13 protein-coding genes are annotated in these 12411 nt (G+C 64.4%); 10 read left to right on the top strand and 3 right to left on the bottom strand.

Annotated elements, in window-relative coordinates; genetic code table 11:
* Positions 1 to 140 precede the first annotated feature (140 nt).
* Positions 141 to 1229, top strand: coding sequence for a heat-inducible transcriptional repressor HrcA (hrcA, locus tag ACPPVR_RS00815; RefSeq protein WP_008132497.1), 1089 nt, complete (start codon positions 141 to 143; stop codon positions 1227 to 1229).
* 98 nt (positions 1230 to 1327) lie between these two features.
* The gene (gene grpE, locus ACPPVR_RS00810; RefSeq protein ID WP_426612418.1) at positions 1328 to 1945 is read left to right on the top strand and encodes a nucleotide exchange factor GrpE; all 618 of its coding nucleotides are present in this window, start codon (positions 1328 to 1330) and stop codon (positions 1943 to 1945) included.
* Between the two features lie 66 nt (positions 1946 to 2011).
* On the opposite strand, the gene pncA is transcribed toward grpE, so the two are convergent.
* On the bottom strand, positions 2012 to 2734 hold the full coding sequence (pncA, locus tag ACPPVR_RS00805; protein WP_426612417.1) for a bifunctional nicotinamidase/pyrazinamidase: 723 nt from the start codon (positions 2732 to 2734) through the stop codon (positions 2012 to 2014).
* A 117-nt stretch (positions 2735 to 2851) separates the two neighbouring features.
* Positions 2852 to 3793 (bottom strand): hypothetical protein, encoded by a 942-nt coding sequence (locus ACPPVR_RS00800; RefSeq protein WP_426612416.1) that lies wholly within the window; start codon positions 3791 to 3793, stop codon positions 2852 to 2854.
* 386 nt (positions 3794 to 4179) lie between these two features.
* On the opposite strand from ACPPVR_RS00800, the gene dnaK reads away from it, so the two are divergent.
* The 8 genes from dnaK to ACPPVR_RS00760 all read left to right on the top strand — a co-directional run bounded on the left by dnaK (position 4180) and on the right by ACPPVR_RS00760 (position 11435).
* Positions 4180 to 6081 (top strand): molecular chaperone DnaK, encoded by a 1902-nt coding sequence (gene dnaK, locus ACPPVR_RS00795; RefSeq protein ID WP_426612415.1) that lies wholly within the window; start codon positions 4180 to 4182, stop codon positions 6079 to 6081.
* Positions 6082 to 6325: 244 nt separating this feature from the next.
* Positions 6326 to 7453, top strand: coding sequence for a molecular chaperone DnaJ (dnaJ, locus tag ACPPVR_RS00790; protein ID WP_426612414.1), 1128 nt, complete (start codon positions 6326 to 6328; stop codon positions 7451 to 7453).
* Between the two features lie 88 nt (positions 7454 to 7541).
* Positions 7542 to 8141 (top strand): class I SAM-dependent methyltransferase, encoded by a 600-nt coding sequence (locus ACPPVR_RS00785; protein WP_426612413.1) that lies wholly within the window; start codon positions 7542 to 7544, stop codon positions 8139 to 8141.
* 57 nt (positions 8142 to 8198) lie between these two features.
* Positions 8199 to 8777, top strand: a complete 579-nt coding sequence (locus ACPPVR_RS00780; RefSeq protein WP_426612412.1) for an NADPH-dependent FMN reductase — start codon at positions 8199 to 8201, stop codon at positions 8775 to 8777.
* Positions 8778 to 8783: 6 nt separating this feature from the next.
* A complete protein-coding gene (gene pyrF / locus ACPPVR_RS00775; protein ID WP_426612411.1) occupies positions 8784 to 9494 on the top strand; it encodes an orotidine-5'-phosphate decarboxylase in 711 nt (236 codons plus the stop codon).
* Positions 9495 to 9517: 23 nt separating this feature from the next.
* On the top strand, positions 9518 to 9829 hold the full coding sequence (locus tag ACPPVR_RS00770) for a DUF1330 domain-containing protein (RefSeq protein ID WP_334532967.1): 312 nt from the start codon (positions 9518 to 9520) through the stop codon (positions 9827 to 9829).
* Between the two features lie 143 nt (positions 9830 to 9972).
* Positions 9973 to 10788, top strand: a complete 816-nt coding sequence (gene dapB / locus ACPPVR_RS00765) for a 4-hydroxy-tetrahydrodipicolinate reductase (RefSeq protein ID WP_426612410.1) — start codon at positions 9973 to 9975, stop codon at positions 10786 to 10788.
* Positions 10789 to 10811: 23 nt separating this feature from the next.
* Positions 10812 to 11435 (top strand): 2,3-bisphosphoglycerate-dependent phosphoglycerate mutase, encoded by a 624-nt coding sequence (locus ACPPVR_RS00760; protein ID WP_426612409.1) that lies wholly within the window; start codon positions 10812 to 10814, stop codon positions 11433 to 11435.
* A gap of 40 nt (positions 11436 to 11475) precedes the next feature.
* Here the strand turns inward: ACPPVR_RS00760 and ACPPVR_RS00755 are convergent, their stop codons facing one another.
* Positions 11476 to 12372, bottom strand: coding sequence for a methylated-DNA--[protein]-cysteine S-methyltransferase (locus ACPPVR_RS00755; protein WP_426612408.1), 897 nt, complete (start codon positions 12370 to 12372; stop codon positions 11476 to 11478).
* Between the last annotated feature and the right edge of the window lie 39 nt (positions 12373 to 12411).

The following is a 12411-nucleotide window of genomic DNA, read 5'->3' as shown; positions in this document are numbered from 1 at the left end:
TTCGCGGTGCTTTTAGGTGGGGTGAGGGTGAGCAGCAAGGCTTTTCGGTCCCCAGGCAACTATCGAGCAAGCGCAAAAGCCCGCTTGTCAGAGGCCTCCCGGATGGACAAATTACAAGCAGCGATGAGGAGTTAACGTCTGTGGCCCACCACGATCCGATCCATCTGATCGCGCCGCGCGCAGGCCTCGCTCAGCTCAACGAGCGTTCCCGCGACATCTTTCGTCAAATTGTCGAAAGCTATCTCGCGACTGGCGAGCCCGTTGGCTCACGCAATATCTCGCGCCTGATCGCAATGCCGCTGTCGCCGGCCTCGGTCCGTAATGTCATGGCCGATCTGGAACAGCTCGGCCTGATCTATGCCCCGCACACCTCGGCCGGCCGGTTGCCGACGGAACTCGGCCTGCGCTTCTTCGTCGACGCCCTGATGCAGGTCGGCGACCTCAACGAGGCCGAGCGGCAGTCGATCCAGAGCCAGCTGACGTCGGTGGGCCACGCCCAATCGGTCGAGGCGGCGCTGTCGGAAGCGCTGACGCGGCTGTCCGGCCTCACCCGTGCCGCCGCCGTGGTCCTGACGCCAAAATCCAATTCGCGGCTGAAACATATCGAATTTGTCCGGCTGGAACCCGAGAAGGCGCTGGTGATCCTGGTCGGCGAGGACGGTCAGGTCGAAAACCGCGTGTTGACCCTTCCGCCCGGAGTTCCATCCTCGGCGCTGACGGAGGCCGGCAATTTCCTCAATGCGCGGATTCGCGGCCGGACGCTGGCCGAGGCCCGGCTTGAGCTCGAAACTGCACTGGGCGAAGCCCGTGCCGAGCTTGACCAGCTCACCCAGAAAGTGATCGCAGCGGGCATCGCCAGTTGGTCCGGCGGCGAGAATGAAAATCGCCAGCTCATCGTGCGTGGCCACGCCAATTTGCTGGAGGATTTGCACGCACTGGAGGACCTCGAGCGGGTCCGCCTGCTGTTTGATGACCTTGAGACCAAGCGCGGCGTTGTCGATCTGCTCGGCCGCGCCGAAACTGCCGAAGGCGTGAGGATTTTCATCGGTTCGGAGAACAAACTGTTCTCGCTGTCCGGCTCCTCGACCATTATCTCGCCCTATCGGGACGCCGCCGGCCATATCGTCGGTGTTTTGGGCGTAATCGGCCCGACCCGGCTGAATTATGCCCGCGTGATCCCGACCGTGGACTACGCCGCCCGCATCGTCAGTCGCCTCCTGGGGGGCTGATCGGCGTTTGGGCCGATCACGGGCGCTTGATTTTCGGCGCACGAAGCACGATATCCGGGCCAGCAAACCCCCTTGAGACCAGTTCGAAAAGAGAGCCGATGACCGATCGAGACCGGCAACCCGAAGACACGGCCGCTGCGACCGGCGAGCCCGTGGTGTCGAAGCCCTACATCATGCCCGACGATCCCGAGCCCGGCTCGGTCGAATTGTTGCAGAAGGAAATCGCCGAAGCGCGCGACCGCATGCTGCGGACGCTGGCCGAGATGGAAAATCTGCGCAAGCGCACCGCCAAGGAGGTCGCCGACTCCAAGCTTTACGGCGTCACCGGCTTTGCCCGTGACGTGCTCGACATCGCCGACAATCTCCAGCGCGCGCTCGACGCCATTCCGGCCGAGACCCGCGCCGCGGCCGATCCCGGCATGACCTCGCTGATCGAGGGCGTCGAGCTCACCGAGCGCTCGCTGCTCAGCGCGCTGGAAAAGCACGGCGTGAAGAAGTTCGACCCGCAGGGTCAGAAGTTCGATCCGAACTTCCAGCAGGCGATGTACGAGGTGCCGGATGCGTCGGTGCCCGCGGGCACCGTCGTGCAGGTCATGCAGGCTGGCTACACCATCGGCGAGCGCGTGCTGCGCCCGGCTCTGGTCGGTGTCGCCAAGGGCGGCGCAAAGGCCGCACCCGCGGCCAACAGCAACGAGTCGAACGGCGCGGCCAACTAAATCCTCATGGTGAGGAGGCGCGCGCGAAGGGCGCGCCCCTCAGGATGAGGGGTGAGCGGCGACGCTTTACGCGCTCACCGCAATATCCGCAGACTGGATCCGCTTCACGCCGGCCTTGGCCATATCGGCCCAGGCTTTTGCGAGCGAGCCCTGATTGTCGATGCCGCGACAGGCGTCTTCCACGACATAGACTTCAAAACCCGCCTTGCGCGCATCGAGCGCGGTCCAGGCGACGCAGAAGTCGGTCGCCAGCCCCGCAACGAACACGCGCTTGATCTTGCGGCCCTTCAGGTAGCCGGCGAGGCCAGTCGAGGTCTTGCCGTCGGCTTCCAGGAAAGCCGAATAGCTGTCGACGTCCTTGTGAAAGCCCTTGCGGATGATGAGCTCGGCCTGCGGGATCGAAAGGTCTTTCGAGAGCGAGGCGCCGTCGGTGCCCTGCACGCAATGGTCGGGCCACAGCACCTGCTTGCCGTAAGGAAGGTCGATCGTCTCGAACGGCTTCTTGCCGGAGTGCACGGAGGCGAACGAGACATGGCCCGGGGTGTGCCAGTCCTGCGTCATCACGACGTTCGAAAATCCCTTGGCCATCTTGTTGATGACGGGCACCACCTGCTCGCCTTCCTTCACCGCAAGGCTGCCGCCCGGAAGAAAGCAGTTTTGCACGTCGATCACGAGCAGCGCGGAGGTGTCGTCGGGCTTGATGGAGGCCGCTGCAAAGAGTGCGTTTGGTATGAGGCTCGCGAGCGCCGTGGTCCCCAACGCCGCCAAGACTTGTCGTCGATCCAGCATCGTTTGCCTCCCTCCAGGATGATCCAAAAGATGATCCAACGGGAGCGAAGCCTAGTTCCGTTCGTGTACGAACAGAAGCCCGAAAATGCAGCCGGTTCTGTTCAGCCCTTGGGCTCCTCAGCCCTTGGGCTGGATGCCGTCGCGGACGGCGCGGAAGCGGGTGAAGGCATCCGCCCACTGGTCGCGTGGCGCGCTGGCGATGATGCGCAGCGAGGCGCCGCCGGTCGAGAAACGGATCCACTGCACCACCGTCACGGCGGTCTTGCCCTTGCCGCTGATGCCGTCGATGCGGGTCTCAAAGCCCTGTTGGCCGTTGATGCGGATCGGCTCGGACATGGTGACGCGGGATTCGCGCACGCCGGGGATCTGGAGCGCGGCCTCCTGGGCGAAGCGGGCGCGGTCGTCAGCCTGCTGCGGTGTCGCGCCGATCACGCCGAGGATCATGAAAGGCTTGGACTCATAGCCGGTGCTCTCGTTGCCGTCGGCCAGGATGATGCTAGCACCCGGCGCCAGCGTGCGGATGTCCTTGAAGTCGGCGAGATCGGTGATCTTGAACGGCATCAGCCCGATCTGCTCTTCGGCCGAGACCTGCGTGCGGGTGACGGCGCTCGCAAACATCTGCCGCACCGCCTCGTCGGTGTAGATCTTGGCCGCATTTTCAGGGATCTGCACGGCGACATAGCCGGAGAAGCCGGCGCCCGGCACGATCATCGAATAGCGTTTGACCGGAGTATCGCCGGCCTTGCCGCTTTCGGTGGTGAAATAGGCCATGCCCGCGGGGGTCTCGATCTTGTCCGGTTTGATGCCATTGGCCCCGGCCGGATTGGAATTGAAGGCGCTCACGACCTCGCCATAGGCCGCCGGCGGCAGCTCGGTGATCAGCACCTTGACGTTGCCGTCCTCGCTCTCGAAGCCTGGAAAGGTCTTGGCCGTGTTGAGGCCGACCAGCGGCACCATGCCGAGGCGCAGCCCGGGCGGGAAAACGGCGTCGGCGGCGAAGGCCGGAAATGCCGTGGCGGCGAGGAGGGCGAGCGCGGCGAGGGGGCGAATGAGCTTCATGGGCACTCTGATTGGTTCACATTGAGGCCGTTCGATGGTCGGCCATCGGGCCCCTTTGTCGCGTGAGGCGGGCTCGCGCGCGGTGGTCCGGCCGGTCTGCCTTTTAGCGGGTTTGGCCTTGCCGCAACAGGGCGGTGGCGGGATTCCGGTTGGAGAGCGGACCTGTTAATATTTCCTCACCCGCAAGGGCGGTTCAGCCCGGATATGTTCTTCCAAAACCCAATGTTTTCACGGCCCAAACTTGCGTTCGGTCCTTGCGGGGCCCACCCCCCCTCCTATATGAGCGTCAATCATCGCAATATCGCGGATGTTTGATCTTAGGGGGTTTCGGTTCGGGTGCCTTCTGGGCCCAGCCAACCTGCCACAAAAACAAGGATATCAGGACCATGGGAAAGGTCATTGGGATCGATCTCGGTACCACGAATTCGTGCGTCGCCGTGATGGATGGCAAGAACGCCAAAGTCATCGAGAATTCCGAAGGCATGCGTACGACGCCTTCGATCGTCGCCGTCACGGACGACGGTGAGCGCCTCGTCGGCCAGCCTGCCAAGCGCCAGGCCGTCACCAATCCCGAGCGTACGTTCTTCGCAGTGAAGCGCCTCATCGGCCGCCGCTACGACGACCCGATGGTCGAGAAGGACAAGAAGCTCGTTCCGTACAAGATCGTGAAGGCTTCCAACGGCGACGCCTGGGTCGAGGCCGACGGCCAGTCCTATTCGCCCTCGCAGGTCTCGGCGTTCATCTTGCAGAAGATGAAGGAGACCGCGGAAGCCCATCTCGGCCAGAAGGTCGACCAGGCCGTCATCACGGTTCCCGCCTACTTCAACGACGCCCAGCGCCAGGCGACCAAGGACGCCGGCAAGATCGCTGGCCTCGAAGTGCTGCGCATCATCAACGAGCCGACTGCGGCAGCCCTCGCCTATGGTCTGGACAAGACCAAGACCGGCACCATCGCCGTATACGACCTCGGCGGCGGCACGTTCGATATCTCCATTCTCGAAATCGGCGACGGCGTGTTCGAGGTGAAGTCGACCAACGGCGACACCTTCCTCGGCGGCGAAGACTTTGACATGCGCCTGGTCGGCTATTTGGCCGACGAGTTCCAGAAGGAGCAGGGCATCAACCTGCGCAACGACAAGCTCGCGTTGCAGCGCCTGAAGGAAGCCGCTGAAAAGGCCAAGATCGAGCTGTCGTCGACGACGCAGACCGAGATCAACCTGCCCTTCATCACCGCGGACCAGACCGGTCCGAAGCATCTGACGATGAAGCTCACCCGCGCCAAGTTCGAAGCGCTGGTCGACGACCTCGTCCAGAAGACCGTCGAGCCCTGCCGCAAGGCGCTCAAGGACGCGGGCCTCACCGCCGCCGAGATCGGCGAAGTGGTGCTGGTCGGCGGCATGTCGCGCATGCCGAAGGTCCAGGAAGTCGTCAAGCAGCTGTTCGGCAAGGAGCCGCACAAGGGCGTCAACCCGGACGAAGTCGTGGCGATCGGCGCTGCGATCCAGGCCGGCGTGCTCCAGGGCGACGTCAAGGACGTGCTGCTGCTCGACGTGACCCCGCTGTCGCTGGGTATCGAGACGCTGGGCGGCGTGTTCACCCGCATCATCGACCGCAACACCACGATCCCGACCAAGAAGAGCCAGGTGTTCTCGACCGCCGAGGACAGCCAGAACGCGGTCACCATCCGGGTCTTCCAGGGCGAGCGTGAAATGGCGGCCGACAACAAGATGCTCGGTCAGTTCGACCTGATGGGGATTCCGCCGGCTCCGCGCGGCATGCCGCAGATCGAGGTGACCTTCGACATCGACGCCAACGGCATCGTCAACGTCTCGGCCAAGGACAAGGCGACCGCCAAGGAGCAGCAGATCCGCATCCAGGCCTCCGGCGGCCTGTCGGAAGCCGACATCGACAAGATGGTCAAGGACGCCGAGGCCAACGCCGCGGCCGACAAGCAGCGCCGCGAAGCGGTCGATGCCAAGAACCATGCCGACGCGCTGGTGCACTCCACCGAGAAGGCACTGGCCGAGCACGGTTCGAAGGTCGCCGAGACCGAGCGCCGCGCCATCGAGGATGCCGTCAGCGATCTCAAGGAAGCGCTGAAGGGCGACGATGCCGAGGCGATCAAGACCAAGACCAACACGCTGGCGCAGGCTTCGATGAAGCTCGGCGAGGCCATGTACAAGCAGCAGGCCGAGGCCGACGCGGCCAAGGACGCTGCGAAGGACGACGTCGTCGACGCGGAATTCACCGAAGTCGACGATGACAAGAACAACAAGAAGTCTGCATAAGCCCGCGAGGGTCATGATGCGGACGGCTTGGACCTCACACGCTCAGTTGGCCTTCCCCCTCAGGGGGGAGGCCTTCGTGTCGGGCTCGACGGGATATGCTCCCGTTACGATCGATCAATTCCCAGCCGTTAAGCTCAACGCTGCCACGCAACCCTCTGCCGCGAGGCGGAAGGCTGCCTATATGGTCGCGTGGCGACGTTGTTTCGCCCCGACTTGAATCGCGATTGGATAGGCCGAGTCAGACATGTCCACCAAGCGCTGCTATTACGAAACCCTCGAGGTCGAACGCTCCGCCGACGATTCCGTGCTGAAATCGTCCTTCCGCAAGCTGGCGATGAAATTTCATCCCGACCGCAATCCGGGGGATGACACCAGCGAAGTCCGCTTCAAGGAAATCAACGAGGCCTACGAGGTCCTCAAGGACAAGGACAAGCGCGCGGCCTATGACCGCTTCGGCCATGCCGCCTTCGAGCAGGGCGGTCCTGGCGGCGGCGCCGGTTTCGGCGCGGGCTTCGCCTCCTCCTTCTCCGACATTTTCGAGGATCTGTTCGGCATGGCCGGACAGCGCGGCCGCGGCGGCCGCGAGCGCGGCGCCGATTTGCGCTACAATATGGAAATCACGCTCGAGGAAGCCTTTGGCGGCAAGACCGCGCAGATCGAGATTCCGGTCTCGGTCACCTGCGAGGCCTGCTCGGGCATCGGCGCCAAGGCCGGCACCAAGCCGAAGCCCTGCTCGACCTGCGGCGGCGCCGGTCGCGTGCGGCAGTCGCAAGGCTTCTTTACGCTAGAGCGCACCTGCCCCGGCTGCCAGGGCCGCGGCCAGATGATCGAGGACGCTTGCCCGTCCTGCTCGGGCCAGGGCCGCGTCACCCGCGAGCGGAATCTGTCGGTCAACATCCCCCAGGGCGTCGAAGACGGCACCAGGATCAGGCTCGCCGGCGAAGGCGAGGCCGGGGTCCGCGGCGGCCCACCCGGCGACCTCTACATCTTCCTGTCGCTGTCCCAGCACCAGTTCTTCCAACGCGACGGCGCCGATCTGCATTGCCGTGTGCCGATCTCGATGGTGACCGCGGCGCTTGGCGGCGAATTCGAGGTGCCGACCATCGACAAGGGCAAGGCCAAGGTGAAGGTCCCGTCCGGAACCCAGTCCGCCCGCCGATTCCGCATTGCATCGAAAGGCATGCCGGTGCTGCGCTCACGCCAGATGGGCGACATGTACGTCCAGGTCGTAGTCGAGACCCCGCAGAACCTCACCAAGAAGCAGCAGGAATTGCTGGCTGAGTTCGAAAAGCTCTCCTCCGGCAACACCCAACCGGAATCCGAGGGCTTCTTCGCCAAGGTCAAGGATCTATTCAGTAATCGGGCGAACTGACTCGTCTTGACCGTATCGCCTTCGGCCTATACCTGTTTATGACTATTTTCTGACACGCCGCGGTCCCGCGGTCCCGTCCGGTCCTGACATGCCATTGCCATCGTCCGCGCGTGCGTTGAAGAAGCCTCGTCTTGATGACGAGGTGCGTTTCCTCAGATCGTGGATCGAAAAGCCCCTCCACATGGGCGCGGTGATGCCGTCGGGCAAGCTGCTCGCCCGGACCATGGCCCATTACGTCGACGTCAATTCAGACGCACCGGTGGTCGAGCTCGGGCCCGGCACGGGCGCCATCACCTCAGCCCTGGTCGAGCGTGGCGTCGATCAGAAGCGCCTTGTCCTCGTCGAATATAATCCCGGCTTCTGCTCGCTTCTGCGCGACCGCTATCCGCAAGCCAAGGTCGTGCAGGGCGATGCCTATCGCCTGCGCGACACGCTCTGGAACGTGCTGAGCGCACCGGCTTCCGCAGTGGTCTCCGGCCTGCCGCTGGTGACCAAACCGATGCTGACGCGGCTGCGGCTCATCCGCGACGCCTTCGCGGCGCTCACGCCCGGTGCGCCCTTCGTGCAGTTCACCTACGCCGTGGTGCCGCCGATCCCGAAATCGCTCCCCGGTGTGTCCACAGAGGCTTCGGAACGGATCTGGATGAACCTTCCGCCGGCCCGCGTCTGGGTGTATCGCAAGGACTAATTCCGCCGGCTTCCTTCTTTGCGCGGCGGGCTCGTTTCGCCGAACGCATTGGATTGGATGTCAGCACCCAAGATCCTGATCATTCCCGGCTCGCTCCGCACCGGCTCGCATAATGCGAAGCTGGCGGCGGTGGCCGCGTATGAATTTGCCCAGGCCGGCGTCGACATCACCCGCGTCTCGCTCGCCGATTTTCCGCTGCCGATCTATGACGGCGATCTCCAGACCAAGTCCGGCGTGCCCAAGCACGCAATCAACCTCAAGCGCATGATCGGCGCGCATCACGGCGTGCTGTTCGTCACGCCCGAATACAACGCCTCGGTGCCGCCGCTGCTGAAGAACGCGATCGACTGGGTCAGCCGCGTACAGGATCCGCACGAGGCGCGCGGCGAGGTGTTCCGAAATCGCGCCTTCGCGCTCGCCGGCGCTTCGCAGAGCCGGCTCGGCAGCGCCCGCGCGCTCCAGGCGTTGCGGCTGATCCTGACCTCTTGCCACGCCAATGTGATCGCCAGCCAGCTCACGCTCGCCTTTGCCGGAGAGGCCTATGACGATATGGACAAGCTCAAGAACCAGGGCGATATCGACGCGCTGAAGGAGCTGGTGCGGCAGTTGATCGACATTTCCCAACGCATGATGTGAGGTGACATGACGCCAGCCGAAATCGCCCCAAAGGACCGCCTGATCGTTGCGCTCGATTTGCCGAGCGTTGATGCCGCGGAGGCGATGATCGCAAGGCTCGGCGACAGCGTGACGTTCTACAAGATCGGCTATCAGCTTGCCTATGCCGGCGGCCTGCCGCTGATCGGCAAGCTGGCCGACAAGGGCAAGAAGGTATTCGCCGATCTCAAGATGCACGACATCGGCAACACGGTGACACGCGGCGTCGAGAGTGTTGCGAAACTGGGCGCAACCTTCCTCACCGTGCACGCCTATCCGCAGACTATGAAGGGCGCCGTCGAGGGCCGCGGCAGCGCCAGCCTGAAGATCCTCGCCGTCACGGTGCTGACCTCCTACAACGATGACGACCTGCACGCAGCCGGCTATCGGCTCGGCGTCTCCGAGCTTGTCGAAGCGCGCGCGCAGCAGGCGCAGGTGCTCGGCGTCGACGGCCTCGTCTGCTCGCCGGAGGAGGTGGGCGCCTTGCGCAAGATCGTCGGCCACCAGATGCATCTCGTCACCCCCGGTATTCGCCCGGCGGGTTCGGCAACCGGCGATCAGAAGCGCATCATGACGCCCGGTCGCGCAATTGCCGCGGGTGCCGATTATCTCGTCGTAGGGCGGCCGGTGGTGGAAGCTGCTGACCCAAAGGCGGTCGCAGAGGCCATCCAGGCCGAGATCGCGCAAGCGCTCGGCTAACCAACAACACAGGGAGAAGAACAATGGCAAAAGGTTACTGGATCGGACGCGTCGATGTGAGCAATGACGAGGGCTACAAGCCCTACGCCGTCGCCAACGGTCCGATCTTCAAGAAATGGGGCGCCCGCTTCGCCGTCCGCGCCGGCAAGTTCACCACCGTCGAGGGCGCCAGCCGCACCCGCAACGTCGTGATCGAATTCCCGGACTACGAGACCGCGATCGCCTGCTACAACTCGCCGGAATACCAGGCCAACATCAAGGTGCGGCAGCCGCACTCGATCGCCGACCTCATCATCATCGAGGGCTATGACGGCCCGCAGCCGTCAGACGGCTGAGGCGGTATCTGCGCGCGCGTCTCGAAGGATGGCCGCAAGCGACCTGCCCTCCAGGGGAGGGTAAGAGCGCGCGCCTGCGCCTTCGGTCCCTCGGTTGCCGGAACTGCATCCCGCCGCTACAACGCACCTGAGAGGATCACACCATGTCCGAGATGCGCTTGATTGTTGCTGGAGCCGGCGGCCGGATGGGCCGCGCGCTGACACGGGCGATCGCCGACACCAAAGGTGCGGTTGTGGCCGGTGCACTGGAGGCGCCGGGATCGGAGCTGCTCGGCAAGGATGCCGGTGTGCTCGCAGGCCTGCCGGCCAACGGGATCAAGCTGTCCGCCGATCTCTGGGCGATGTCGAAGGACGCCGACGGCATTCTGGATTTCACCGTGCCGGCGGCGACCATCGCCAATGTCGCGATCGCGGCCGAGCGCGGCCTCGTCCATGTCATCGGCACCACCGGCCTGTCCGCTTCCGACAACGCCGTGATCAAGAGCGTCACCAACCGCGCGGTGGTCGTGCAATCCGGCAATATGAGCCTCGGCGTCAATCTGCTCGCTGCCGTGGTCAAGCGCGTCGCGAAGGCGCTCGACGAGAGCTTTGATATCGAAGTCGTGGAAACCCACCACCGCATGAAGGTCGACGCGCCCTCCGGCACCGCGCTGATGCTGGGCCAGGCGGCGGCCGCCGGCCGCGGCATCTCGCTCGAGGATCATGCGGACCGCGGCCGCGACGGCATCACCGGCGCGCGCAAGCCGGGCGATATCGGCTTTGCTTCCTTGCGCGGCGGCACCGTCGCCGGCGAGCACAGCGTAACCTTCCTCGGTCCGTTCGAGCGCCTGACCCTGTCGCATCTGGCCGAAGACCGCATGCTGTTCGCGCACGGCGCGCTGAAGGCGGCGCTGTGGGCGCATGGCAAGGCGCCGGGGCACTATTCCATGGCCGACGTGCTCGGCCTCGCAGACATCTGATCGAAAGTAACGGAAAGCAGTCAATGAGCGAACGTCTTCTCGTGCTTGTGCGCCACGGCCAGAGCGAATGGAATCTGAAGAACCTGTTCACGGGCTGGAAGGATCCCGATCTCACGGAGCTCGGTGTGAAGGAAGCCAGCGAAGCCGGCCGCAAGCTCAAGGCGCAGGGCCTCGTGTTCGATGTCGCCTACACTTCGGTGCTGACGCGCGCACAGCACACGCTCGATCTCATCCTCGGCGAGCTCGATCAAAAAGGCCTGCCGACCTTGAAGAATCTCGCGCTGAACGAGCGCGACTATGGCGATCTCTCCGGCCTCAACAAGGACGATGCCCGCAAGAAATGGGGCGAGGAGCAGGTGCTGGTCTGGCGCCGCTCCTATGACGTGCCGCCGCCCGGCGGCGAGAGCCTGAAGGACACGCTGGCGCGAGCACTGCCGTATTACGTGCAGGAGATCCTGCCGGGCGTGCTCAACGGCAAGCGCACGCTGGTTGCCGCCCACGGCAATTCGCTGCGCGCACTGATCATGGTGCTGGAAAAGCTCTCGCCGGAAGGCATCTTGAAGCGCGAGCTTGCGACGGGTGTGCCGATCATCTACCGGCTCAATGCGGATTCGACCGTGGCATCGAAGCTGGATCTGGCGGGCTGAGTTCTTCGCCTCTCCCCGCGTGCGGGGAGAGGGAGAAGAATTATTGCACGCCCAGCTGCCCGGCTTCCCAGCCCAGCATCGCCTGCTTGCGGGTGATGCCCCAGTGGTAGCCGGTCAGCGTGCCGCTTTTGCCGAGCGCACGGTGGCACGGCACGACGAAGGAAACGGGGTTCTTGCCAACCGCCGCACCGACCGCGCGCGAGGCCTTCGGGTTGTCGATGTTGCAGGCGATGTCGGAATAGGACACCGCGCGGCCCATCGGGATCTTCAACAGCGTCTCCCACACCCGCACCTCGAAATCGGTACCGATCATGACCACGCGCAGTGGCTGATCCGGGCGCCACAATTTCGTGTCGAAGATGCGCTGCGCCAGCGGCGCGGTGCCCTCGTGATCTTCGACGTAAGTGGCGTTCACCCAGCGCCGCGTCATGTCGGCGAGCGCGACCTTCTCCTCACCTGGATCGGCGAAGGCGAGGCCCGACAGGCCGCGATCCGTCGCGATCACGATGGCTGTGCCAAACGGCGAGGGATGGAAACCGTAGCGCAAGGTGAGACCCGCGCCGCCGTTCTTCCATTCACCCGGTGACATCGCCTCGTGGGTGACGAAGAGATCGTGCAGCCGGCCCGGCCCCGAAAGCCCTGAGTCGAGCGCTGCGTCGAGGATGCTGGCAGAGTCTCGCAGCAGACCCTTGGCGTGGTCGAGGGTGAGCGCCTGCATAAAGGCCTTTGGCGTGATCGAGGCCCAGCGGCGGAACAGATGGTGCAGCTCGTCCGGCGTGACGCCGGCCGCATCCGCCATCGCCTCGATGGTCGGCTGCGCGCGCCATTTCTCGGAGATGAATGCGATCGCCCGGCGCACGGAGTCATAATCGCGCAGCGCGGCGTTCTGGGTGCCCGGCTTGGCCAGGCGCTGGTCATGTATGGCGAGTGTCATCATGAACGGAAATGTAGGAGAGGGGGCGGTTCGAAACCACCC

This window comes from Bradyrhizobium sp. McL0616 (genome assembly GCF_049993385.1).
Lineage (GTDB): Bacteria > Pseudomonadota > Alphaproteobacteria > Rhizobiales > Xanthobacteraceae > Bradyrhizobium.
The sequence above is the reverse complement of the archived record's forward strand: the minus strand, read 5'-3'. Positions and strand labels throughout refer to the sequence as shown.

Bases quoted from the DNA above. Each gene is read 5' to 3' on its own strand.
- grpE (WP_426612418.1), top strand. From the start codon at position 1,328: ATGACCGATCGAGACCGGCAACCCGAAGACACGGCCGCTGCGACCGGC.
- pncA (WP_426612417.1), bottom strand. From the start codon at position 2,734: ATGCTGGATCGACGACAAGTCTTGGCGGCGTTGGGGACCACGGCGCTC.
- ACPPVR_RS00800 (WP_426612416.1), bottom strand. From the start codon at position 3,793: ATGAAGCTCATTCGCCCCCTCGCCGCGCTCGCCCTCCTCGCCGCCACG.
- dnaK (WP_426612415.1), top strand. From the start codon at position 4,180: ATGGGAAAGGTCATTGGGATCGATCTCGGTACCACGAATTCGTGCGTC.
- dnaJ (WP_426612414.1), top strand. From the start codon at position 6,326: ATGTCCACCAAGCGCTGCTATTACGAAACCCTCGAGGTCGAACGCTCC.
- ACPPVR_RS00785 (WP_426612413.1), top strand. From the start codon at position 7,542: ATGCCATTGCCATCGTCCGCGCGTGCGTTGAAGAAGCCTCGTCTTGAT.
- ACPPVR_RS00780 (WP_426612412.1), top strand. From the start codon at position 8,199: ATGTCAGCACCCAAGATCCTGATCATTCCCGGCTCGCTCCGCACCGGC.
- pyrF (WP_426612411.1), top strand. From the start codon at position 8,784: ATGACGCCAGCCGAAATCGCCCCAAAGGACCGCCTGATCGTTGCGCTC.
- ACPPVR_RS00770 (WP_334532967.1), top strand. From the start codon at position 9,518: ATGGCAAAAGGTTACTGGATCGGACGCGTCGATGTGAGCAATGACGAG.
- dapB (WP_426612410.1), top strand. From the start codon at position 9,973: ATGTCCGAGATGCGCTTGATTGTTGCTGGAGCCGGCGGCCGGATGGGC.
- ACPPVR_RS00760 (WP_426612409.1), top strand. From the start codon at position 10,812: ATGAGCGAACGTCTTCTCGTGCTTGTGCGCCACGGCCAGAGCGAATGG.
- ACPPVR_RS00755 (WP_426612408.1), bottom strand. From the start codon at position 12,372: ATGATGACACTCGCCATACATGACCAGCGCCTGGCCAAGCCGGGCACC.